The organism is Bacillus sp. ISL-57 (genome assembly GCF_018613135.1).
Classification (GTDB): domain Bacteria; phylum Bacillota; class Bacilli; order Bacillales; family DSM-1321; genus Peribacillus; species Peribacillus frigoritolerans.
Genome location: NZ_JAGGQV010000013.1, coordinates 59,102 through 81,111 on the forward strand (window position 1 = coordinate 59,102; position 22,010 = coordinate 81,111).

At 41.8% G+C, this 22,010-nt stretch carries 23 protein-coding genes, 1 pseudogene and 2 riboswitches; of the genes and pseudogenes, 6 read left to right on the forward strand and 18 right to left on the reverse strand.

Translation table 11 applies throughout. The features are described 5' to 3' along the window. Window position 1 precedes the first annotated feature (1 nt). The 3 genes from J7I90_RS18605 to J7I90_RS18615 form a co-directional block, all read right to left on the reverse strand. Window positions 2-1,063, reverse strand: coding sequence for a M24 family metallopeptidase (locus J7I90_RS18605; protein WP_214773253.1), 1,062 nt, complete (start codon window positions 1,061-1,063; stop codon window positions 2-4). Next, window positions 1,060-1,509, reverse strand: a complete 450-nt coding sequence (gene aroQ / locus J7I90_RS18610; protein ID WP_048677783.1) for a type II 3-dehydroquinate dehydratase — start codon at window positions 1,507-1,509, stop codon at window positions 1,060-1,062. Before aroQ ends, J7I90_RS18605 begins: the two co-directional genes overlap by 4 nt. A gap of 93 nt (window positions 1,510-1,602) precedes the next feature. Further along, entirely contained in the window at window positions 1,603-2,115 is a 513-nt protein-coding gene (locus J7I90_RS18615; RefSeq protein WP_214773255.1) for a YqhR family membrane protein, read from the reverse strand. A 334-nt stretch (window positions 2,116-2,449) separates the two neighbouring features. On the opposite strand from J7I90_RS18615, the gene J7I90_RS18620 reads away from it, so the two are divergent. Both J7I90_RS18620 and J7I90_RS18625 read left to right on the forward strand, forming a co-directional pair. Then, window positions 2,450-3,403, forward strand: coding sequence for a DUF1385 domain-containing protein (locus J7I90_RS18620; RefSeq protein WP_214773257.1), 954 nt, complete (start codon window positions 2,450-2,452; stop codon window positions 3,401-3,403). A gap of 137 nt (window positions 3,404-3,540) precedes the next feature. After that, a complete protein-coding gene (locus J7I90_RS18625) occupies window positions 3,541-3,915 on the forward strand; it encodes an SA1362 family protein (RefSeq protein ID WP_048677789.1) in 375 nt (124 codons plus the stop codon). Window positions 3,916-3,936: 21 nt separating this feature from the next. On the opposite strand, the gene J7I90_RS18630 is transcribed toward J7I90_RS18625, so the two are convergent. Continuing rightward, complete coding sequence (locus J7I90_RS18630; protein ID WP_214773258.1) at window positions 3,937-4,818, reverse strand: patatin-like phospholipase family protein; 882 nt, start codon at window positions 4,816-4,818, stop codon at window positions 3,937-3,939. An 85-nt stretch (window positions 4,819-4,903) separates the two neighbouring features. Further along, window positions 4,904-5,929 (reverse strand): spore photoproduct lyase, encoded by a 1,026-nt coding sequence (splB, locus tag J7I90_RS18635; RefSeq protein WP_214773260.1) that lies wholly within the window; start codon window positions 5,927-5,929, stop codon window positions 4,904-4,906. 137 nt (window positions 5,930-6,066) lie between these two features. Between splB and J7I90_RS18640 the strand changes: the two genes are divergently transcribed. Further along, complete coding sequence (locus tag J7I90_RS18640) at window positions 6,067-6,252, forward strand: hypothetical protein (RefSeq protein ID WP_048688331.1); 186 nt, start codon at window positions 6,067-6,069, stop codon at window positions 6,250-6,252. A 151-nt stretch (window positions 6,253-6,403) separates the two neighbouring features. Here the strand turns inward: J7I90_RS18640 and J7I90_RS18645 are convergent, their stop codons facing one another. Beyond that, window positions 6,404-8,974 carry a vitamin B12-dependent ribonucleotide reductase gene (locus J7I90_RS18645; protein ID WP_214773261.1) on the reverse strand — a complete coding sequence of 857 codons (2,571 nt, stop codon included), beginning with the start codon at window positions 8,972-8,974 and terminating at the stop codon, window positions 6,404-6,406. A 387-nt stretch (window positions 8,975-9,361) separates the two neighbouring features. Then, window positions 9,362-10,198 carry a lipoate--protein ligase family protein gene (locus tag J7I90_RS18650; RefSeq protein WP_214773262.1) on the reverse strand — a complete coding sequence of 279 codons (837 nt, stop codon included), beginning with the start codon at window positions 10,196-10,198 and terminating at the stop codon, window positions 9,362-9,364. Window positions 10,199-10,399: 201 nt separating this feature from the next. On the opposite strand from J7I90_RS18650, the gene J7I90_RS18655 reads away from it, so the two are divergent. Next, a complete protein-coding gene (locus J7I90_RS18655) occupies window positions 10,400-10,783 on the forward strand; it encodes a rhodanese-like domain-containing protein (RefSeq protein WP_034308355.1) in 384 nt (127 codons plus the stop codon). A 139-nt stretch (window positions 10,784-10,922) separates the two neighbouring features. On the opposite strand, the gene gcvPB is transcribed toward J7I90_RS18655, so the two are convergent. From gcvPB to gcvT, 3 genes are read right to left on the reverse strand one after another with little or no spacing between them, the layout of a single operon-like run. After that, on the reverse strand, window positions 10,923-12,380 hold the full coding sequence (gene gcvPB / locus J7I90_RS18660; RefSeq protein WP_053535687.1) for an aminomethyl-transferring glycine dehydrogenase subunit GcvPB: 1,458 nt from the start codon (window positions 12,378-12,380) through the stop codon (window positions 10,923-10,925). Next, window positions 12,373-13,719 carry an aminomethyl-transferring glycine dehydrogenase subunit GcvPA gene (gene gcvPA / locus J7I90_RS18665; protein WP_214773263.1) on the reverse strand — a complete coding sequence of 449 codons (1,347 nt, stop codon included), beginning with the start codon at window positions 13,717-13,719 and terminating at the stop codon, window positions 12,373-12,375. Before gcvPA ends, gcvPB begins: the two co-directional genes overlap by 8 nt. 17 nt (window positions 13,720-13,736) lie before the next feature. Next, a complete protein-coding gene (gene gcvT / locus J7I90_RS18670) occupies window positions 13,737-14,843 on the reverse strand; it encodes a glycine cleavage system aminomethyltransferase GcvT (RefSeq protein ID WP_214773264.1) in 1,107 nt (368 codons plus the stop codon). Window positions 14,844-14,983: 140 nt separating this feature from the next. After that, a riboswitch (glycine riboswitch) is annotated at window positions 14,984-15,067 on the reverse strand. Between the two features lie 3 nt (window positions 15,068-15,070). Beyond that, window positions 15,071-15,158, reverse strand: a riboswitch (glycine riboswitch). Between the two features lie 376 nt (window positions 15,159-15,534). Here gcvT and J7I90_RS18675 point away from each other — a divergent pair. Further along, complete coding sequence (locus J7I90_RS18675) at window positions 15,535-17,223, forward strand: DEAD/DEAH box helicase (RefSeq protein WP_214773265.1); 1,689 nt, start codon at window positions 15,535-15,537, stop codon at window positions 17,221-17,223. Further along, window positions 17,201-17,998 (forward strand): YqhG family protein, encoded by a 798-nt coding sequence (locus J7I90_RS18680; protein ID WP_214773266.1) that lies wholly within the window; start codon window positions 17,201-17,203, stop codon window positions 17,996-17,998. The genes J7I90_RS18675 and J7I90_RS18680 overlap by 23 nt, the downstream gene beginning before the upstream one ends. A gap of 44 nt (window positions 17,999-18,042) precedes the next feature. Here the strand turns inward: J7I90_RS18680 and J7I90_RS18685 are convergent, their stop codons facing one another. From J7I90_RS18685 to J7I90_RS18720, 8 genes and pseudogenes are all read right to left on the reverse strand, one after another. Continuing rightward, on the reverse strand, window positions 18,043-18,228 hold the full coding sequence (locus J7I90_RS18685; protein WP_057278811.1) for a YqzE family protein: 186 nt from the start codon (window positions 18,226-18,228) through the stop codon (window positions 18,043-18,045). Window positions 18,229-18,330: 102 nt separating this feature from the next. Then, window positions 18,331-18,717, reverse strand: a complete 387-nt coding sequence (gene comGG / locus J7I90_RS18690; RefSeq protein WP_214773267.1) for a competence type IV pilus minor pilin ComGG — start codon at window positions 18,715-18,717, stop codon at window positions 18,331-18,333. Continuing rightward, on the reverse strand, window positions 18,710-19,189 hold the full coding sequence (comGF, locus tag J7I90_RS18695; protein WP_214773314.1) for a competence type IV pilus minor pilin ComGF: 480 nt from the start codon (window positions 19,187-19,189) through the stop codon (window positions 18,710-18,712). Before comGF ends, comGG begins: the two co-directional genes overlap by 8 nt. After that, window positions 19,137-19,475 carry a hypothetical protein gene (locus J7I90_RS18700; protein WP_214773268.1) on the reverse strand — a complete coding sequence of 113 codons (339 nt, stop codon included), beginning with the start codon at window positions 19,473-19,475 and terminating at the stop codon, window positions 19,137-19,139. The genes comGF and J7I90_RS18700 overlap by 53 nt, the downstream gene beginning before the upstream one ends. Beyond that, window positions 19,462-19,905, reverse strand: coding sequence for a competence type IV pilus minor pilin ComGD (comGD, locus tag J7I90_RS18705; RefSeq protein ID WP_214773269.1), 444 nt, complete (start codon window positions 19,903-19,905; stop codon window positions 19,462-19,464). The genes J7I90_RS18700 and comGD overlap by 14 nt, the downstream gene beginning before the upstream one ends. A 7-nt stretch (window positions 19,906-19,912) precedes the next feature. Further along, complete coding sequence (gene comGC / locus J7I90_RS18710; protein ID WP_285289449.1) at window positions 19,913-20,221, reverse strand: competence type IV pilus major pilin ComGC; 309 nt, start codon at window positions 20,219-20,221, stop codon at window positions 19,913-19,915. 76 nt (window positions 20,222-20,297) lie between these two features. Continuing rightward, the gene (gene comGB / locus J7I90_RS18715; protein ID WP_214773270.1) at window positions 20,298-21,332 is read right to left on the reverse strand and encodes a competence type IV pilus assembly protein ComGB; all 1,035 of its coding nucleotides are present in this window, start codon (window positions 21,330-21,332) and stop codon (window positions 20,298-20,300) included. Continuing rightward, window positions 21,316-21,960 (reverse strand): annotated as a pseudogene (locus J7I90_RS18720) (ATPase, T2SS/T4P/T4SS family); the annotation flags it as partial. The pseudogene J7I90_RS18720 and the gene comGB, both read right to left, overlap by 17 nt. Between the last annotated feature and the right edge of the window lie 50 nt (window positions 21,961-22,010).

Sequence of the window (22,010 nt, forward strand, 5' to 3'; positions counted from 1 at the left end):
TTTACAGAATGATTAACTCTTTAGTTGAATGAGTAAGTGCTTCGTTACCGTCAATTGTAAAGATTGTATCATCTTCAATCCGCACTCCGCCTACGTCCGGTAAATAAATGCCCGGTTCAACGGTTACAGCCATACCTGGTTCTAAAATGATATCAGACCTAAAGGATAATGCTGGACCTTCATGAACTTCAAGGCCGATTCCATGTCCGGTCGAATGTCCAAAATACTGCCCATATCCCTTTTCTTCAATTAGATTTCGAGTTAGTGCATCCGCTTCCCTGCCAGTCATACCGGGTTTGATCCCAGCCATTCCCCTCAGTTGAGCTTCTAAAACAATGTCATAAATATTAATAAGTTCTTCACTTGGCTTGCCAACCGCTAATGTCCGAGTGATGTCAGACACATACCCGTTATAATATGCCCCGTAATCCAATGTGACAAAATCGCCTTTTTCGATGATTTTATCAGTAGCCACTCCATGCGGAAGTGCGGACCTTATGCCGGATGCCACTATAATATCGAAGGAAGAAGAAGTTGCCCCTTGTTTCCTCATAAAGAATTCAAGTTCATTGGATACATCCAGTTCCGTAATCCCTGGACGCAGGAAATCCAGAATATGCGTAAACGCAGCATCAGCAATAGCAGCCGCTTCCTTTAATATCTTAATCTCTGACGAAGTCTTTATCAAGCGTAAATTCTCAATAACCCCAGACACCGGCAAAAGTTGGCCATCAATGGCCGCTTCATAAGCTTTATATGTAGCGTAAGTCAGGTGCTCTTGCTCAAAACCCAGCTTGCCGATATTCATCGCTTTAGCCTGCTTGCCGACTTCTTCCATGATGGTTCCTTTGTGTTGAACGACTTCATAATCCGGTGCCTGCTTACCCGCTTGTTCCACGTATCTGAAATCAGTGATGAATTTAGCTTCTTTTTGAGAAATGAGGACAACGCCTGCACTTCCCGTGAAGTTGGTCATGTATCGGCGGTTATATGTACTGGTGATCAAAAAACCATCAATGCCCACCTTTTCCATCGAGGCTCTTAAGCGCATAAGTTTATTCATTTAATTTCCCCCTTTGCAATCTTTGTGATCGCCTGCAACGCCAATTCATAACCGTGTATCCCCAAGCCAACAATCTGTCCCGCCGATACCGCAGCGGTCACTGATTCATGCCGAAAGCTTTCACGGGCATGTATGTTCGAAATATGCACTTCCACCACTGGAACATCAATTCCGGCTATTGCATCACGAATCGCATAACTATAATGAGTAAAAGCCCCAGGATTAATGATAATCCCGTCGATCCCATGATCCTCTGACCAATGGAGCTTGTCGATAATCGCTCCTTCATGGTTAGTTTGAAAAGAGGTTAATTCCACATTTAACCCTTGTGCTTGCAGCATTAATTGCGCTTCCACATCCGCAAGCGTCGAGGATCCATAATGCGCAGGTTCCCGCTTCCCCAAGCGATTTAAATTCGGACCATTGATTAGTAAGATTTTTGTCATCATCAAACACCTGCTCATGTTAAAAGAATGCTTTCCATGAACATTCTATCATAATTACAAATTGTCTTACTACTTTTTTACAACCAAGAGCAATCAGCTTTCCGATTGCTTCTCGGCCTTGTTTTTATGGCGTATATATTCCTGATGATCATATGATATAGAAAACCCTACAAAAAGACCGTATATAATAAAAATGCATACACTTGTTATAACCGTATTTGCTGACATTTTATAAAAGGTCGGCAAATCGATGAACATCGGTTTCAGGACAAATACAAGCAAAGCCCAGCAGACCACCCCCAAAATAATACCCGGAAAAATGCTCTTCATCCTTTTAAAAAGACTATAGTATATAAAAGCGATCCCCACGGATAGAATTCCGAATAAAACCATGGTCATTACCGTACCGAGCCAATGATCGATCCAGGTCATATTTGACCACGAAGTCAGTATGAATTTTGGGCTGAAATCCATAAAGTTAACATAATGGGCTAGGATTCCGATAAAACTGGCTAAAGCCCCCCCAACAAAACCGACAGCAAGTACATTGAAGATTAACATGCTTTGATATTCCTGTTGAATTTGTCCATTTTCATTTGAAGACATATCAAACACCTCCCCTACGTAGTATGCCCTTTGTTAAATAGAACTATTTTTTTTTATTATTGGGGAGGAGAATCACTAGAGGTTTTGTGATTAATTCTGTATGATTAAATCATAAATAATCTGCTTTTTTCAGAGGAAAATCCCCTTCCTCTGTTGAAATTTATAATGTACACAGGATAATACCTTCCTGTGATTCAACATTCAAAAAGCATTTGCAGGGGGTAAAGCTTCCATTCCATTTTGGAGGACCGCCTTTAACCCTTGTGATGCTTGATAATACACATGTTAGCACCCTTGAGAGAGCTACGTGAATAACTATTAGGTTGGTGTAGAAATGTCTGAGGTTCAAAAACCCGTTTATGGAGGGCAGGCTGTAGTGGAAGGCGTCATGTTCGGTGGCAAACATCACACAGTCACTGCGGTACGCCGCAAAGATTCGACGATTGTATATTATCATCTGCCTCGTGAATCGAAACCTGTTGTAAACCGCTTAAAAAAAATACCGTTTCTACGGGGTATCGTATCACTGATTCAGTCAAGTGCCACCGGTTCGAAACATCTTAACTTTTCAACTGAACAGTATGAAGAAGAAGACGGGGAAAAAGAGGTCGAAACGAAAAAAGAGACGAAAGACCCATCTAAATTAAGTCTTTGGCTAGGTGTTGCCGTGATCGGTGTGATCTCCTTCCTATTTGGGAAATTGCTTTTCACCTTGATTCCTGTCTTCCTCGCAAAATTGACAGAACCCATTTTCAGTGGCCATACGGCTCAGGTATTAGTGGAAAGCTTGTTCAAGCTGATCTTACTGCTCGTATATATTTATGTAGTTTCCTTGACGCCATTGATCAAGCGGGTCTTTCAGTATCACGGAGCTGAGCATAAGGTGATCAATTGCTTTGAAAGCGGAAAAGAATTGACGGTTGCAAATGTGCAGGCAAGTTCCCGCCTTCATTATCGCTGTGGCAGCAGTTTTATTTTATTTACCGTCATTGTAGGGATGTTTGTCTATCTTCTTGTACCAATAGATCCGCTATGGGTTCGTATCGTCAATCGCATTTTGCTTATCCCCGTCGTGCTAGGCATAGCATTCGAAGTCTTGCAGTTGACTAACAAAGTAAGGGACACACCCATCCTGCGTTACCTTGGCTATCCCGGCCTTTGGCTTCAGTTATTGACAACCAAAGCCCCTACCGATGATCAAGTCGAAGTCGCATTGGCTTCCTTCCGAGAACTGTTAAGGATGGAAAAAGAGACCAAAAAAGGTTTAGAATCGGATGTAATTGTGTAAAACATCTATACACATTTTGATGATGAAAAATCATATACTAACTAAATGAAAGATCTTCATTTTTTTCAAATATTTCTCATTTGGAATGTTTAAAATAAGCTAAAAATGCTTATGATGCTCTTAAGGAGGTGTCTTTGTTGAAACGTTTCATATCTTTCATGATATACGGAATCATCGCCCTCGGAGTCCTCGGACTATTGAGCCGACTATTTAATGACCCGATTGGCTTTTTTAGAAACATTCTCATAATAGCCATTGTCGCAGGGATTATTTATATGATTTATACCGGATTAACAAAGGGAAAACCAGTTAAGAAAGAGCAGCAAGCATTCCGAAAGGCTGCCCGCCAATCGAAAAAAAGGCTAAAAAATCGAACTTCGAAAAAAGATAATGTGGCTAGCTTCTCTGCAGCAAAATCATCAAAGAAAATAAAATGGAGAAAGAAAACGGATAGTCACTTAACCGTCATCGAAGGAAAAAAGAATAAAAAGAAAAATCGGGCATCTTTTTAAGAGCCCGATTTTTTATTATTATCAATAAGTCCATTTTTTAAGGAATTCCTTCGTACACTGCCTGCCGTTATTGATCAATTCACCCTTTTTTTCATCATTCAGATTAAAATCCATTGCAGAAATTCCCTTCATCGGGATGAATACAATATTATGGACGTGTTTCTTGGAAATATACCGTGCATCATGGGCATCTTTCATCGTTTTGAATAGTGCGGAGAACAATTCAACCGCATTATCCACCTCATGCGGTTTCCATATCTCATCGACGCTTAACCGCAAGCCAATGACCGGTCTTTCCTTTCTAACTTGATCTGAATTGAATAACCACATTGGAAAATTGCTTAATACACCTCCATCAACAAAAAGGAACTTGCTTTTTCCGACATTAAGTTTGACTGGCTCAAAGAAATAAGGAATGCTGCAACTCATTCTTACTGCCTTTGCCACCGGAAAAGCGCTTGGGTCAATTCCATAATTAGGCAAATCATCGGGCAGTACGACCAATTTCCCATTCGAAATGTCAGAGGTTATGATACGGAGTGATTTCGGCCGAACATCCTTAAAGGTGACTACATTCCTTTCGGCAAGTTTACTAGCGACCCATGCTTCCAAGGCGTTGCCTTTATAAAGGCCCAGTTTCCAGTATAAAAGAAGCCATTTGGCAAATGGGATAGGCAAAAGACCACGCCTTTTATCCAGCAGGCCGCTTAAATCTATATCAAGAAAAAACTTTTCCATTTCTTTTCCCGTGTACCCAGCCGCTACGAATGCTGCAATTATGGATCCTGCACTCGTACCTGCTGTTCGATGGAATACAAATCCCTTTTCTTCTAATTCCTGCAGGGCTCCCACTAAACCATAGCCTTTAATCCCGCCTCCGGAAAAAACGCCGTCAATAATCATAGCTGCCCTCCCCTAATCCGGTCTTTACATTTCTAAGCAGGATTAGAGCGATTTATGACAGTTTAAAAAAGAAAATTGTCTTGATTCAGGTAAAATACTGAATTTCCGCTTTCGGGAAGAATTCCGCTATATACCCACGAATGGTCGTTTCCAGTTCTGCCGCTTCCTCGTTTTGATAAACATATTTACCAATTCCATATCGGCCCCATTTATATTTACGCTTCGTTTCGTCCAGTTCCAATTTTGTTTTCGGATAGTTTTTTTGAATCACTTTTTTTGCTGGACCAGTGAACCGATGCTGGATTAATTCGAAAGTCAAGTCAGGGATATCCATCCCTTTCAAGGCCTCACTCAACCGTTCGAATAATTCATGGTAGCCCTCCTCCCATGCTTCATGACGGTATATTGGAGCTACGATAAAACCCAGGGGATATCCGGCACCTGCCACTTTTCGTGCCGCTTCCATCCGTTCTTCGAAGCTCGAAGTCCCGGGTTCGAAATTCTTTATCACATAACGTGAATTTATACTGAAGCGAAATCTCGTTTTTCCATTATGTTCGGCATCCAACAGATGATCGACATGATGGAATTTAGTGACGAACCTAAGAACCCCATATTCACTTTTCCCAAAATACTCTATGGCCCTTTTTAACGAATGTGTCAAATGATCAATTCCGACGATATCCGATGTACAGGCTGCCTCAAAACGGGTAATTTCAGGCTTTCTCTCATTTATATATTTTTCGGCCGCTTCGAAAATCTCGTCAAGATTCACATATGTCCGAATATATGGCTTTGATCCGAGTGTCGTTTGTAAATAACAATAGTGACAATGCCCCATGCACCCTGTAGCAAGAGGGATGGCATATTCAGCAGATGGCTTTGAAGAATCGAATTTCAATGTTTTTCTGATTCCTACCACGAGTGTCGATTTGGCGACACGATATTTTTGCAGATCATTTTCTCCAGGAAGGTCCCTAATTTGGTTATGCGATGTGGTCTCACGGATTTCAATGTTCAAATCTTCGAATTTCTTCTTCAATTCCCGGCCAAGCGGGTATTCCAATGCCCTTGGCTCGATATATACTAACTGTGGCATAAATGGTTTCATTTCGATCTCCATTCTTTTTTCGATTTGTTCATACTTTCAATCGAACTACACAATCTAATTCATAAGGATAGTTTTTCTTTATTCTTTTATCCTCATGATTGTTTTTACTTGGAAATTCAAAATGAAGGAGATGCGATATGGCTAATAAACGAGACTTCTTGACAAATGGAATGGGAAAACAAACGATCACCGTCCAAACAGATAATAAATTTCCAAATCCAAGGAATATACCGGGAGACTCGGTCGATGAATTTTCGGTATTGAAAGATGGCAACCAATATCTAGCCGAAAAGGAAATAGGGCAGCAAAATGAAAATGGTTGATTGAACGTGAAAAGAAGACCGAATTTACGATGATTCGGTCTTCTCTATTGTTATTTAATTGAACAGACTGTCACTCCCCTGCATGAATGACTTTTAAAAAAAGCCGTTAAGATAGCTTTGCAGCATACTTAACGACTTCCTTTGCATCAGCTTATAGCCCGCATTTCAATTGCGCTCCGCAATTCGTGCACGTATTGCATCCGCCCATTTCCTGGACTTCACCCTTACGGCATACGGGGCAAGTGTTACCCACTTCCGAACCGATTGTAACATTCGTCGAACGCAGCTCATTTATCGTATCGACCAATACTACTTTTTTCTTTTCTTCCACATCTGTCAATTCATCCATTTCAAGCTGCTCGTCCATTTGGTTTTCTTCAGCTTTGAGCGTAAGGACCTGACTGTCACGGCTGCCATCCACATATACCGTTCCGCCTTTTGCTCCGCCTTTGTATAGACGTTCATATACCTTTTCAACTTGTTCGACAGTATATCCTTTTGGAGCATTGACCGTCTTGCTGATCGAGCTGTCAATCCAGCGTTGAATGATGCATTGAACATCAGCATGTGCTTCTGGAGCTAATTCCATAGCGGAAATGAACCATTTTGGAAGCTCTTCTGTATCGGCTTCTGGATGGCGGTCCAAGTATTCCTGTACAATGTCAGCCTTAACTTCAATGAATTTACCAAGACGGCCGCTGCGGAAATACGTGAAGGAGAAATATGGTTCAAGACCTGTTGATACCCCAACCATCGTTCCTGTACTTCCCGTAGGAGCCACTGTCAATAAATGAGAGTTACGAATACCATGTGCAGCAACACTTTCTCTGATATCTTCCGGCATTTTTTCCATAAATCCGGTTTGTGTGAAACGTGTTCTAAGCTCATTGGTTTCTTTGTCCGTTGATCCGATCAGGAACGGGAAACTGCCTTTTTCTTTAGCAAGTTCTACCGAAGCCCTGTAAGCTGTGGTCGCAATCGTTTCAAACACCTTGTCAACCAGGATATTTCCTTCTTCAGAGCCATATTCCGTTTCACAGTAGATCAACAGGTCATGCAGACCCATTACACCTAGTCCAACCCGTCGCTCGCCCAGTGCCTGTTTTTTGTTTTCATCCAAGAAATAAGGAGTTGCGTCAATGACATTGTCCTGCATGCGCACACCGATTTCAACGGTCTGTTTAAGTTTCTCGAAATTAACCGTTTTGCTTTCTTTATCAGCCATTTCAGCCAGATTGACAGCCGCAAGGTTACATACTGAATATGGGGCCAATGGCTGTTCTCCACAAGGGTTCGTGGCTACGACCTGTTGACCGTATGCTTTGGCATTCGTCATTTCATTAGCATTATCGATAAAGAAAATACCTGGTTCAGCAGAATATGTTGCACAAATGTTTATTAAGTTCCAAAGCTCTTTAGCCCGGATTTTACGGTAAACACGGACTTTGTGACCCATTTTCTCCCATTCGCGAACATCACCGACATTATGCCATTCTTCATTGTAAATGGCCATTTCTTCGGCATTATAGCTTTCAACATCAGGAAAACGCAATTCATATTCCGCATCTTGTTCAGCCGCTTCCATAAATTCCTTAGTCAGGCAAATAGAGATATTGGCTCCAGTCAGGAAATCCGAATTATGGACACTGTACGTTCCGCCTGTACGGATCTTTTCCTCTGCATCCCTAATGATTTTCTCGCTGAACCCGCCTTGACCAGGAATCTCCTTATAATTGATGATCCCTTGATACATAGCCGTTTCCTGTTCCGTGTGCGGCGTGAATTTCAATTTATCCGTGGCATATTTCTTGATGGCTTCATCTTTGGTGTTTTCCACTAGGTAACGCAAAATCCTTGGATTTTGCATTTTGGAAATGATGAACTCTGCAATATCGGGATGCCAATCAGCAAGCATGATCATTTGCGCGCCTCGTCTGCTGCCGCCCTGTTCAACAAGATGCGTCAGTTTTGCGATATCGTCAAGCCATGACACTGAACCGGAGGATTTTCCATTTACCCCTTTTGCCAGAGTGTTTCTTGGACGCAGTGTCGATCCGTTCGTACCCACGCCGCCGCCGCGGCTCATGATTTCCATCACTTGTTTCCTATGTTCTGAAATACCTTCACGTGAATCCGGTACGAATGGCATTACATAGCAGTTGAAATAAGTAACATCCGTATTGGAACCTGCACCGTATAATACTCGGCCTGCCGGGACGAAATTAAGGTTCTTTAATTCTTCATAGAATTTATTGAACCATTCCGTTCTTTTTTCTTCCGTGGTTTCCACTGATGCCAATCCCGTTGCATTACGTTTTGCAATTTGTTCATAGTATATTTCAAGCGGCTTTTCAATTATATCCAAGGGACGGTATACAATCCCCGTCTCGACTTCTTCCGGATTATCCAATACGCCACGGAATTCTTCATCCACCAATACCTTGGCTTTTTTGGTTTCCCAATCAATTTCAACGATGTAACCGAGACCCCTTGCCGGGAATTTCGGATCTTCCTTAATCGTCAACACGACGAAATCGCCTGCCGAGAGTGTGATTTTTTCAGTATCCTTAAAAGAATAGCGGTCAAGCATGACTAGACGGGACACTCCCTTATGCGCCATTTTCATATCAGCAGTTACAGGGTGAACCTGGGGAAATAAAGAAATATCCTTATTCAACCTTTCTAGATCAACCTTTAAAGCTTCTTTTATTACAACCGACATAATTCCCTCTCCTTTATATGTTTCAAGATCCGTTCTTGCTGCCGCAAAAATCCTTATGTAACCTTACATGTCCGTTTCGCTTAACAAGTACCCTAAATTTATCATAGCGAAACTCAAAAATCAACATATAGTATCGCATTAAATATTTCAACTACTATATATTGTGTTTGTTTTGAATAACTTTTAATTTTGTCAAACGTTAAATCAATTAATATAGTTAGCAAAAGGGAGGAAAATGTCGATTTATAATAATTTTTCATCAGATTTCAATTAATTTGGACCTTGCTTTTTCCCCATCCCTTTTAGGGCTTATCCCTGCAAGGGATGTGTAATTCGGTCAAACAAATCTGAAAAAACTTTTTATTATCCACTCTAATTATGCTTCCTCTATCTCATGAAATTCCATTCATCGCTTTCATATTTGCTTTCTGCAATTGCCTTCACTTCCAGCAATTGCTTTTCGGTGAGGACATATGGCTCTAAATCGACCGAAAGTCCTTCGGCAAAACCTTTTTCGAAAGCTTCTTTCGCTTCAGGGATGGTTATCTTTCTCCCTGCAATGTCATTCATGGCCACAGCTTTGTTTTTTAAGTTTTTTTGCATTCTCTCTTTAACCCTGTCATTCGAGAATTTGAATACGCTAAAGAGCTTATCATCATCAAGCTCAAGCAAAATGGACCCGTGCTGAAGGATGACGCCTTTTTGCCTGGTTTGAGCGCTGCCAGCGACCTTTCTGCCCTCAACGACCAGTTCATACCAGCTAGGTGCATCAAAGCAGACGGAAGACCTGGGCGATTTTAAAGCCGCTTTTTCCTGTTCGCTTCGAGGCACAGCAAAATAAGCATCCAATCCAAGATTCCTGAACCCCATCAATATTCCTTCAGAAATGACACGATAAGCTTCAGTAACGGTGGTTGGCATTCCCGGATAGGATTCTGGAACGATTACGCTATAAGTCAATTCATGTTCGTGCAGCACCGCTCGTCCTCCCGTCGGCCTGCGAACAAAACCAAGGCCCTGCCTTTTGACCTCTTCCAGATCAATCTCCGCTTCTGCCTTTTGAAAATAACCGATCGACAATGTCGCTGGATTCCAGCCGTAAAAGCGTATGATCGGCGGAATTTCCCCTTTGCTTTGCCAGTTTAACAAGGCTTCGTCCAGCGCCATATTAAAAGCCGGTGAACAATACCCCGAATCTATAAAACCCCATTTTTCTTTAGTCATCCTTACCCCTCGTTTCGATAGACGTTTTTCAATTCCCCACAAAAAACTCACATGTAGTAGTTTAACAGACTTTAACACTCTAAAAAAGAAAGTGCTATCAAGTCATGAAGAATTTGATGAAAATTCTTTTTGATTATTGGGTAAAGCAATTATATAATAAAGATTGTCTGTATTCGTTAAGGTAGAAGGGAGTTTTTATGTTTGGAAATATTATATACACTGCTCATCATCCTAGGAGTGGTTATTGCGTATTCACTTTTTAATTGGTACCGCCAGCGTAAAATCGTTAAAACACTAACACAGGACGAATTTATCGCCAACTACAGAAAAGTGCAGCTAATCGATGTGCGGGAACCGAATGATTTCGAAAATGGTCATATCTTAGGCGCAAGAAACATCCCTATGACTCAAATGAAAACCCGCTTGGTCGAAATTAGGCCGGACAAGCCTGTATATTTGTACGCTCAAAGCGAAATCATCAGCGGCAGAGCTGCAGCCATGCTATACAAAAAGGGCTACAGGGAACTTTTCCACTTAAAGGGCGGTTTCAAGATGTGGACCGGGAAAATCAAAGCAAAGAAATAAGACCCCATCTCGGCATGGGCTCTTTTTAATTCCATAGCTCAAGTAAAAGAAAGTCAACAGTTGGACTTTAATGGAATCTTACATAAACATGAAAAATCCCCGCCGGCAGGCAGGGATTTTTTTCGTGTAAGCTACTAATCTAAGCTTGATAACGCAAAACGGGTTTTCTTGCAGCAAGAGTTTCATCAAGCCGCTTTATAACGGTTGTATGCGGAGCTTCCTGAACGATTTCCGGAGTTTCCTCCGCTTCCTTGGCAATCTGGATCATCGCATCGATGAACGCATCCAGCGTTTCTTTTGACTCGGTTTCAGTCGGTTCTATCATCATTCCTTCTTCCACGTTCAACGGGAAGTAAATGGTTGGAGGATGATACCCGAAATCCAGCAATCTTTTAGCTATATCGAGAGTCCTTACCCCCAATTTCTTTTGCCGGCGTCCGCTTAATACGAATTCATGTTTACAATGACGATTATATGGTAAGTCAAAATAAGGTTCCAACTTGCGCATCATATAATTGGCATTGATGACCGCGTTCTCTGTGACCGCTTTAAGGCCATCAGGACCCATTGAACGAATGTACGTATATGCCCTCACGTTTATTCCGAAATTACCATAATAAGGTTTTACCCTGCCAATGGATTGCGGACGATCATAATCAAGGACGAATTGCTCACCTTGCTTGACTATAAGAGGTTTAGGCAAGTAAGGAATCAAGTCGGACTTCACACCTACAGGACCAGAACCCGGGCCTCCGCCTCCATGCGGGCCTGTGAATGTTTTATGGAGATTTAAATGAACCACATCAAAGCCCATGTCCCCCGGTCGTGCTTTTGATAGGACTGCATTCAGATTCGCTCCATCATAATAAAGCTTGCCACCTGCGTCATGGACAAGTTGTGCCATTTCCAAAATATTTTCTTCAAACAATCCCAATGTATTGGGGTTCGTGAGCATCAAGGCCGCCGTATCCGGTCCGACAACACGTTTTAAATCTTCAAGGTCGACTAACCCATTTTCATCGGACTTCACTGTAATCGTTTCTAGTCCGGCAACAGTGGCAGAGGCAGGATTCGTACCATGGGCCGAATCAGGTACAATCACTTTCGTCCGTTCTGTATCGCCATTCGCTTCGTGAAAAGCGCGAATCATCATCAATCCTGTCCATTCACCGTGGGCACCTGCTGCAGGCTGTAGTGTCACTTGGTCCATCCCGGTGATTTCCGTTAAGTGTTCCTGCAAATCAAATAATAGTCCCAATGCTCCTTGTACAGTAGCGGGATCTTGATATGGATGGATATGGGCAAAACCATTGAAGCGTGCCACATTTTCATTTATTTTCGGATTATATTTCATCGTGCATGAACCCAGCGGATAAAAACCGGAATCCACCCCATGATTCCGTTTGGAAAGTGCAGTATAGTGACGCATGATATCCAGTTCGGACACCTCAGGAAGCTCTGCCTCTTCTTCACGGATGTAGTCGGCAGGAAGAATTTCTTCGAGCGGAATAGTCGCAACATCCATTTCTGGCAGACTGTACCCGATCCTGCCGGAAGTACTGATTTCAAAAATGAGTGATTGATCTTGATTATTCATGTTGATCCCCCAATTCCTGCGCAAGTGCATCAATTTCTTCTTTTGTTCTTAGTTCAGTTACCGCAACCAGCATATGGTCTTTCAATTCAGGATAAACCGCCCCTAAATCGAAGCCGCCGATCATCCCTTTTTCAAAAAGTTTTTTATTGATCTCTGAAAACGGAGCAGGCAGTTTAATGACAAATTCATTAAATGAAGGACCGTCGAATATCACTTCCACCCCTTTTGCCATAATTGCTTTTTTCGCATAATGTGCTTTTTGAATATTTTGCACGGCCATTTCTTTGACACCCTTTTTCCCAAGTGCGGTCATAGCAACAGAAGCTGCCAAGGCATTCAAAGCTTGATTGGAACATATGTTGGATGTGGCTTTGTCACGGCGAATGTGCTGTTCACGAGCTTGAAGCGTGAGTACAAACCCTCTTTTTCCATTCTCATCGACCGTTTGACCGACGAGTCGGCCTGGAACTTTCCGTACAAGTTTATTAGTAACCGCAAAATATCCACAATGAGGGCCCCCGAATGCCGCTGGAATACCGAATGGCTGAGCATCCCCCGTTACGATATCTGCACCGAGTGCACCAGGGGATGTCAAAGCTCCCAATGCAAGCGGATTACTGGAAACGATAAACATGGACTTGACGCCATGAATGATTTCTTCCATTTCTTTCAATGGCTCGATCCTGCCAAAAAAGTTCGGGTATTGCACGATCACTCCTGCAATGTCATCATTCGCCAATTCCCTTAAAGCAGCTAAGTCCGTCACACCGTCTTTATGAGGAATTTCGATCACTTCCACGCGTTGCCCTTTCGCATATGTCTTCACAACTTCTCTTGATTCAGGATGGACGGTTCCTGAAATGAGAATCTTCTTCCGCCTTGTCTGTCCTGAAGCAAGCATTGCTGCTTCAGCCAACGCCGTCCCGCCGTCATACATGGAGGAGTTAGCCACATCCATGCCCGTCAATTCACATATCATCGTTTGATATTCAAAGATTGCTTGAAGCTCTCCCTGTGAAATTTCAGGCTGATAGGGTGTATACGCCGTATAAAACTCAGAACGGGAAAGAACATGATCGACGATGACCGGCGCGTAATGGTCATAGACACCCGCACCAAGGAAGGAAGCATAATTTTTAAGGTCCGCATTCTTTGCAGCAAGTTTTGATAATTCTTTCATTAATGCAGGTTCCGATTTAGCAGGCTTGATATCGTATTCTCCTTGAAAACGAACGCTTTCAGGGATATCATTGAAAAGTTCTTCAGCAGTGGCTACCCCTATCGCTTCCAGCATTTCTTGTTTATCTTGCTCTGTCATGGGTAAATAACGATGTTTCATCTAATGACCATTCCTCTCTATTTACGTGGTTTTTTATAAAAAGGTGTTTGTATTATAACGGCTTTCAAACGTTTGGAACGGATTTCCACTTCGACTTCCGCATCCAGCACCGAAAATTCCTTATCGATTAGTACCAATCCAACGTTTTTCTTCAATGTTGGCGATTGGGTACCAGTCGTGACCTCGCCAATGACTTCATCACCGCTGTAGACCTTATACCCATGACGTGGAATGCCACGGTCAATCATTTCAATTCCCACAAGCTTTCGGGGAGCCCCTTTCTCCTTTTGCTCAGCAAGAACGGCTTTCCCGAAAAAATCAACTTCCTTATCCACTTTTACTGCAAAACCAATCCCCGCTTCTATCGGGGTGATGTCCGCAGAAAGCTCCTGCCCATACAGCGGCAGTTTCGCTTCAAAACGCAGGGTATCACGAGCACCTAAACCAATCGGCTGAACCCCCTCTTCCTTACCGGCATCCATAATCGCCTTCCAAAGGGCAGGGCCATTTTTACTGTCGCTATATATTTCAAAACCATCTTCACCAGTGTATCCAGTCCGGGATACCAGCGTGGAGATACCGTTAATCATGACATTATCCTTGAACCTGAAAAATCCAATTTCACTTAAGTCAGTACTTCCTGATAGTTTTTGTAATATCTTCTCTGCAGCTGGTCCTTGAAGTGCCAGCTGTGTATAGTCACTTGATACATTCGTAATTTGGGCATCTTCCGTTAAATTAGCTTGCAGCCAATTGAAATCTTTTTCTGTATTCGCTGCATTGACCACGAGCAGATAGTCGTCCTCAGCCCTTTTATACACGATAAGATCATCAACCGTGCCTCCGTTTTCATAACACATGGCCGTATATTGGGCACCGCCCTGTTGCAGCTTTGATATATCATTGGTCAGCATCTTCTGTAAAAAGGAAAGGCTCCCAGGCCCCTTAACATCGACTTCCCCCATATGGGAAACATCAAATAATCCCGCTTTTGATCGTACGGCTTCATGTTCATCCTTTATACCCGAAAATTGGACAGGAAGTTCCCAGCCGCCAAAATCAATCGTTTTACCTCCGTATTCACGATAAACCTCAAATAGTGGTGTTCTTTTTAAATTGGTCAAAAAATGACCCCCTTCAGATTTTTTTAAAAATTAATCGGCTTCATTATCAAAAGCTTCTTGTCATTACGCATCAGATACATCCTGATTCATGATGTGAAAAAAGCACAAAAAAGGACAGAGAAAGCCCGTTTGAGCTTTTTCTCTGTCCTGAAACCTGAAAGTTTACCTATGTAATAGGTTTTCCCCTTTGGTGGCCGTCCCATAACGGGCGGCGCTCTCCAGAGTTGCGTCCAATAAGAGTTCTTTTGCCTGAGAGATTCACTGCTAAGTTTGCTCCTTCGGCGCTACATCCGTAGTCTCTCCCCTTATCTTCACCCGCATATAAATGGTCTACCATTGAAAGGAAGCGAATAAGCCCCATGCATCGGTAAAACCTTTGACCATAAATGGAATGCATTCTCTGCCAATTCTCCTAAAACTTCAGAAACCGTTAAACTGATCTCCTTCAGTAATCTTGGATAAATTAGGAGCCTATAGCCCATACTAAGAAAACGCGAACTGCAAAATCGAAGTACAATCATTCTTTGTAGCGTTTGGAAATTGGAATTTTCTAAATATACTTATATCCTACCCTAAGAAACTTATCTCTGCAATATCTTTTGAAGAGAAATATTTTTCTTACTTCACATATGAAATGTTCGGGTTTTGACCTTATATTAAGGAAATTATGATTTAAGAGGGAGTTATTTCTATGAAAATCAATATATCCTTCAATTCTGAATGGAATGACGAGTTTCTGCAAAAGATGGAAAATGACGGTCCATGGGGAAATTGGGAGCTTTATAAGTTGGCGGTTCAAATGGAGGAAAATCTTATCATCCCTGATTTTGAAGGTTTACAGGCGCCCAAGCACCTTCCTCAGTTAACCCCGCTTCCCCATCAATTGGAAGCGGCGAAGCAAGTAGTCGAAAAGATGAATGGAAAAGCCATTTTGGCTGATGAGGTAGGGCTGGGAAAAACAATTGAAGCAGGCTTGATCCTAAAAGAGTATATGATTAGGGGCCTTGTAAAAAAAGTATTGATCCTTGTTCCGGCTTCCCTTGTCACACAATGGGCATTTGAATTGAATACCAAGTTTCATATTCCGGCAGTCGTTCAGAGAAAAAGTTATGTCTGGGACTCCTGTGATGTGGTCATTTCATCCATTGATACAGCGAAACGCGCTCCACATCGAGATATCATCTTTACTCAGGAATATGACTTCATCATTATTGATGAAGCTCATAAACTTAAAAATAATAAGACGAAGAACTATGAATTCGTACAAAATCTGAAAAAGAAATTTTGTTTACTCCTGACAGCCACACCGATTCAAAATAAAGTCGAGGAGATTTTCCACCTCGTTTCGTTATTGAAACCGGGCCACTTGGGAAATGCCTCACTCTTTTCGGAAAAGTATAAAGGGAAAGGCCGGAACATAATTGAAGATGAACACCTAAAGGAACTGGTCAACACTGTCATGATTCGAAACCGGCGGGCCGATACTGGCATTGAATGGACAAAACGGCATGTGGAAACCATCACCATTGAATTTTCTCCAACGGAACAAGCATTGTATGATGCTGTTTCCAATTTCAAGCCAATTTCGGATGGATCAAAAGGAAGCGCCTTTTCGGCTCTCACTCTCCAAAGGGAAGCATGCAGCAGCAGAGAGGCTGTCTTTTATACATTAAAGAATATGAGAGATAAATACGAACAGCCTTCCCCTGATTTTTTGGCAAAGCTTGATGATTTATTTACTAAAGTGAATGAAACGGTCCAGAACTCAAAGGCTGAAAAAGCTTTGGAACTAATCAAGAAAATTGATGACAAAGTGATCATCTTTACGGAATATAGGGCGACTCAACTATATCTCCAATGGTACCTACAGCAGAATGGAATTTCTTCTGTTCCTTTCCGAGGCGGTTTTAAGCGCGGAAAGAAAGACTGGATGCGTGAATTATTCCAAAAGAATATTCAGGTATTAATCGCAACAGAAGCTGGCGGGGAAGGGATAAACCTTCAGTTTTGCCATCACTTGATTAATTTTGACCTGCCATGGAACCCAATGAGGCTTGAACAAAGAATTGGACGGATTCACCGCCTTGGTCAGGAAGAAGATGTGATGATTTATAACTTTGCCACGAAAAATACAGTTGAAGAACATATACTGAAGTTACTATACGAAAAAATAAATTTATTTGAAAAAGTAATCGGTGAATTGGATGATATTCTAACCAAACTGGATATTAATAACATTGAAGAATATTTAATAGATGTGGTCGGCGAGTCCAAAACAGAGGGCGAAATGAAAATCAAGATGGATAATTTTTCATCATTGATCCAATTCGCTCAATCAATGAAGGAAGGTGAGGTTCATGCAGCAACGGGAAATTCATGATTTTTTAATCACTTTCTTTAAAGCCAATGATTGTGAAATACTGGATAATGCACCAACCCACCTTACAGTGCAATTGACGATTGAAATGGATAAAGAATTAATGAACAGACCCTTTTATTGGCATTATCTAGAAAAAACAGGAGGTGTTCCGAACCCGGCACAAATCACTTTCATTACCGATCCAGAACAAGCTCCATCCGATTTAAAGGGAGAAATGATTCATTTTGGCTCCCCTCGCCTTCACCAGATTATTCAATCAACCAAAAAGCTGGCAGGGTATACTAGACTTTTTGAGAATACGCCTCCATCAAAAGGCAAAAATAATCCTTTGTTTCCTTGGCTGACCCTGAATGTGAAAATATCCTATCAATGCGACCGCAAAAAAGATACTTTCATGTCAATCGGATTGAATTTAATCTCAGGTGAAATAATGGAAGAGTTTCACCATCGGGTTTTACCGATTAACGTCACCCCGAAAATACCGGATTACTCTTTTACGCTTTCACCTCTGATCATGCCCAAGAGTGGATTGGCAAGACTGGATACATACATCAGAACCAGTTTCGAGGATGATGATCATTCCTGGGCGGAGGAAGCAATGCTGCGCTGGCAGAATGACTTGAATTTATTGGAGCATTTTTACAAGGATATGGAGGAAAAAAGTGAGAGCTATTATACCGAAAAAGAAGCACTAAAAGCACAATATGAACCCAACATCAGAATATCCATCATAAACGGAGGATTATTTTACCTTTCAGATAGGGCGTTGGGATAAGTAGAGAACAAAAAAACAGATGTCCAAAGTTCAGGACATCTGTTTTACTTTTTGATCGTTTTCCTTATAAACATCGACAAAGCAAAAGGGACAATGCCAAACCAATGGGACATACCCTGGTTTTTATCCTCTTTTCTGTGAAGGCGTTTTTCTTTTCGTTCTTTTTTCGTCAGATTGAAATACTCGACAAGCTGCTGCGTCAGATATTTAATATAAGCGTTTGTAGACATATAAAATCATCACCCTACGCAAAGTATGTCCGGTTTACGCTTTTTTTATTCCTTCCCCTTGCTCCCTCCACTGTAAACCTCTCGCGTTCCCTGATTTTGCTATTACACAGCTTGCTTCTCCATCCATTCTTTCACTTCCCCCGCTTCTTTATCGTATTGAATGATGACCCTGCCCTCTCGATCATTTTTAGTTTTGGAGGAAAACTCGATATAGACGTAAGGACCTTCTTGCTTCATTAAGGAATAGCGCACCACACCATTGGGATATGATATTTCCCCCTGGATGATTTTCGGAACCTCTTCGCCCCACTCTGCCGTCACATCCTTGATGGCTAGATGGACAAGATGATCGGCCACAAGCGACTCTTCCACTTCTTTATAAAACTTTTTATCAATGATAAACTGGTCGATCATCAGTATCGTGAACATGATGAAAACACTCGCCACAATCATTACCATCGGGAAAACGACTCCTTTTTGATTATTCATCGAGTTTCGTATCATTCCTAAAGAAAGGATGAAATCTTCGACTGAAAGTAGTCCCTGTTTTATCCGTTATATTTATAACAATGACACTGCCATCCTTATTGACCTGGAATTCCGAAATGTTCTGCAAGATGACCTCATGCCCCATACCATCCACTCGTCTTCGGACCTTATCTTCATATTGTTCCAGCGATGATAATTGTTCACCTGAAAGCAAATATAATTTATTTCCCATTACATCTTGAGCTTTGGAACTCCGGACCTCCTGCTTCATTTGCATGGTAAAGACCTCCCATTCCTTAGGATGCAATTTATCAACAGACCTCATCTGGGTGTGAATGATCGAGAAGAGCTGCAGAACGAAAAGCGACGTCGTCATTAAAATCAATAAAGAAATAAGCAATTCGATCATCGTAAAGCCATCATTTTTTCGCAGCATCACAAATGGATTCCCTATTACCCATCTCAACTTCATAGCGTACACACCCTTCAATCATTCCCGGGAAATCCCCATGGTCCTTCCAAACCAATTCAAAGCTTCTTTTTTTGTAAATGATTTCCTGACCAACTGCTTGAATCTCCCCATCCATGAACGCCGTCAATCTTTCATATAATAAATGGTGGGCTTCAGTCCTTACGGAAATATCTTTCCGATGCGTCAATACCTCTTCAAGAATTGGTAAAATGGCAAGGACCAGTAATATACAAACGGAAAATGCGGCCATCAGCTCAAGGTAGACGTACCCTTTACAATTTCTCAATCCGGAACCTCCCTTTACCGATATTGAGGACCAGCTTGTACTTTCCCTTTGAGGTATCAATCATAATCGTTCCGGCTTTGGATGCATTTCCATATTGATTAAAATGAAATCTGAACCCCAAAGTGCCGCTTAAAAACTGGATATCCTCTGGTATGCTTCTCTCTAGAACGATCCCCTCCTTATAAGACGAAACGGTATAAACCTTTTCGGCATTATCAATATGGAGGTAAATCAAGCTCTCATGACTGATGGCATACTGTTGAGCATAGAAAAGATCTTCATGAAATTGTGAAAGAAAAAGCCTATTTTCCATTCCTTTAGTGAAGCTGGGATATAGATTAGGACCGATGGAAATAAGGAGTACAAAAATAGCGAGGACAATAAGGGTTTCAGATAGTGTATATCCACCATCGGAATGCCGTATATTCACTTCTCGCCTACTCAACGACCGTTATCTTTCCTTTACTATCCAAACTGATTTCATCCCCATTAGGACAGGATGTCTGTTTGAGATAGCCTTGACTTTCCAATTCACCGATACTTCCGGGCAGTTTACCATTATCGATTTCAAAAGCCTGCACCTGTGCTTGGGCCATCTTCACGAAAGCTTCACATCCTTTAGACTGGATTGTGGATTGGTTTTTCGTGATATTAGGGATTGTGATAATCAAAAGGATGGATATCACCAGTAAAACTATAAGCATTTCAATTAGTGTAAAACCACGTTCATTCATCACTTTCTTCATCATATCATCATGCTCCTGAAGATCTGTACCAGATGACCTTCGGGCATTTTCACCTCCGGAATACAAAAATGAAATCCTATAAACCTTCGAGCAGTGAGAACATCGGCAGCAAAACCGCCATATAAATGGACACAATCAAAAGACCTATCAGTGAAAACATTAGAGGCTGAATGATTTTCAAGATTGCATTCATCCTCTCTTCAATTTTCTCCAGAATAAAACGACTGTAATGAAGTAACTCGGCATCAAGTCTGCCGTATTTTTGACCATTTGCAGCGACTACCGGTAAATTCCCATCAAAATATGGGAGCTCCCGAAAAATCATTTCAAGTGATCTGCCCTCGATCAGATCATCCTTGATGATATTGCAAAGTTTTTGGTAAAAAGGCTGTTGTTGATTTATCGAGAATAATTTGATGCTATCGTTAATCGATAGTCCTCCGGAAAGCAAGCCACTGAATTGGCTTGTAAAAAAATAAGTTTCGTATAATTTGATGAACCTCCCGAATATCGGAATTCCCATCAAAATCCTGCGCTGCCTTAAAGGGCATAATCCATTGAACCAAAATCGTTTGAGTGCATACAAGAATAGGAGCAATCCGAGTAATAAGAAGGGTAGTGCTGGAAGAATGAACGTGGAGGCTGCCATTAATCTTAAGAGAATATGCTGATCGACATCCATCGTGAAATAGATGGTCTGGAATTGGGGAAGGAGAACACTCTGAAGAATATAAAAAACGATGCTTACAAACAAGACTAAGAATACAGGATACACCATTAACTTTTTCACTTTATCCATATCCTCGATTCTTTTCTTCCAATATCGCCCTCCTTCTTTCAACGCCCGTTCCAGGTCGCCATATTGTTCCCCATAAAATATATAACTTACAAGCTGCGGATGAAAATTAAGATGGGTCAGCACCATGTGCAACGGGTAGCCGTTCCTTAAATCGGCTATAGCCTGAGTGAAGTCTTCCGCTTTCTTCTTTGATTCCTGAAACTCAAGAAAATGTAAAGCTTCCGCCAAAGGATAACCATGATTCAATAATTCACCTAGCTTCGAAATAAAGACCGCCTGCTCTTTTACCTTCCATTTACTTTTTGGTTTCATGGTATACCAGCCGTTCATATTCCTGAGATTCCACATATCCCATCGCAACCGCTTTTCCGATTTCATCCTTTAATTGGCGGTAGCTGACCGTTGCCTTTCCCTTTTCATCTCCCATTATCCGGAGAACTTCAGCCAGACTTTTCCCATATAGCAATTCATATACACTTGCCCTTTTATTCCTTGCAGTCATTTTGCAAGCTAAAGCACAGTCCCCTTTACACGGAAGACATCGCAATTCAACCAGCCGCTGAGCTGTAACGCCAATCAAACTCTGTTCAACCTCAAGTAAGCTGACACCAAATTCCAGTAATCTGGAGATGGCGCCCTGGGCGTCCCTCGTATGCATGGTCGTTAGTATCAAATGACCGGTTAATGCGGCACGGACTGCGATTTTGGCAGTTTCTGCATCCCTGACTTCGCCAACCATGATCACATCCGGGTCATGCCTCAAAACAGCTTTTAGGCCGACGGAATACGTAATGCCCGCCTTTTCATTGATTTGGACTTGCAATACCTTTTCGGATACATTTTCAATGGGATCTTCAAGTGTAATGATATTTCGATTTATCATCTCGTGGGCGTGGTGAAGCAGGGAATATAGTGTCGTTGTTTTCCCACTGCCGGTAGGTAACGATTCATAAATACTATTAGGAGTGGTCATCTTAAAAGGTGGCCTTT

What these genes read in the sequence shown, in the direction of transcription:
- J7I90_RS18605 (WP_214773253.1), bottom strand. Translation starts at nt 1,063, where the DNA reads ATGAATAAACTTATGCGCTTAAGAGCCTCGATGGAAAAGGTGGGCATT.
- J7I90_RS18685 (WP_057278811.1), bottom strand. Translation starts at nt 18,228, where the DNA reads ATGTCTACAAACGCTTATATTAAATATCTGACGCAGCAGCTTGTCGAG.
- comGB (WP_214773270.1), bottom strand. Translation starts at nt 21,332, where the DNA reads ATGAAACCAAAAAGTAAATGGAAGGTAAAAGAGCAGGCGGTCTTTATT.
- gcvPA (WP_214773263.1), bottom strand. Translation starts at nt 13,719, where the DNA reads ATGAAACATCGTTATTTACCCATGACAGAGCAAGATAAACAAGAAATG.
- J7I90_RS18620 (WP_214773257.1), top strand. Translation starts at nt 2,450, where the DNA reads ATGTCTGAGGTTCAAAAACCCGTTTATGGAGGGCAGGCTGTAGTGGAA.
- gcvPB (WP_053535687.1), bottom strand. Translation starts at nt 12,380, where the DNA reads ATGAATAATCAAGATCAATCACTCATTTTTGAAATCAGTACTTCCGGC.
- comGF (WP_214773314.1), bottom strand. Translation starts at nt 19,189, where the DNA reads ATGAAGTTGAGATGGGTAATAGGGAATCCATTTGTGATGCTGCGAAAA.
- aroQ (WP_048677783.1), bottom strand. Translation starts at nt 1,509, where the DNA reads ATGACAAAAATCTTACTAATCAATGGTCCGAATTTAAATCGCTTGGGG.
- splB (WP_214773260.1), bottom strand. Translation starts at nt 5,929, where the DNA reads ATGAAACCATTTATGCCACAGTTAGTATATATCGAGCCAAGGGCATTG.
- J7I90_RS18680 (WP_214773266.1), top strand. Translation starts at nt 17,201, where the DNA reads ATGCAGCAACGGGAAATTCATGATTTTTTAATCACTTTCTTTAAAGCC.
- J7I90_RS18645 (WP_214773261.1), bottom strand. Translation starts at nt 8,974, where the DNA reads ATGTCGGTTGTAATAAAAGAAGCTTTAAAGGTTGATCTAGAAAGGTTG.
- comGC (WP_285289449.1), bottom strand. Translation starts at nt 20,221, where the DNA reads ATGAAGAAAGTGATGAATGAACGTGGTTTTACACTAATTGAAATGCTT.
- J7I90_RS18640 (WP_048688331.1), top strand. Translation starts at nt 6,067, where the DNA reads ATGGCTAATAAACGAGACTTCTTGACAAATGGAATGGGAAAACAAACG.
- comGG (WP_214773267.1), bottom strand. Translation starts at nt 18,717, where the DNA reads ATGAATAATCAAAAAGGAGTCGTTTTCCCGATGGTAATGATTGTGGCG.
- J7I90_RS18630 (WP_214773258.1), bottom strand. Translation starts at nt 4,818, where the DNA reads ATGATTATTGACGGCGTTTTTTCCGGAGGCGGGATTAAAGGCTATGGT.
- J7I90_RS18650 (WP_214773262.1), bottom strand. Translation starts at nt 10,198, where the DNA reads ATGACTAAAGAAAAATGGGGTTTTATAGATTCGGGGTATTGTTCACCG.
- J7I90_RS18675 (WP_214773265.1), top strand. Translation starts at nt 15,535, where the DNA reads ATGAAAATCAATATATCCTTCAATTCTGAATGGAATGACGAGTTTCTG.
- J7I90_RS18615 (WP_214773255.1), bottom strand. Translation starts at nt 2,115, where the DNA reads ATGTCTTCAAATGAAAATGGACAAATTCAACAGGAATATCAAAGCATG.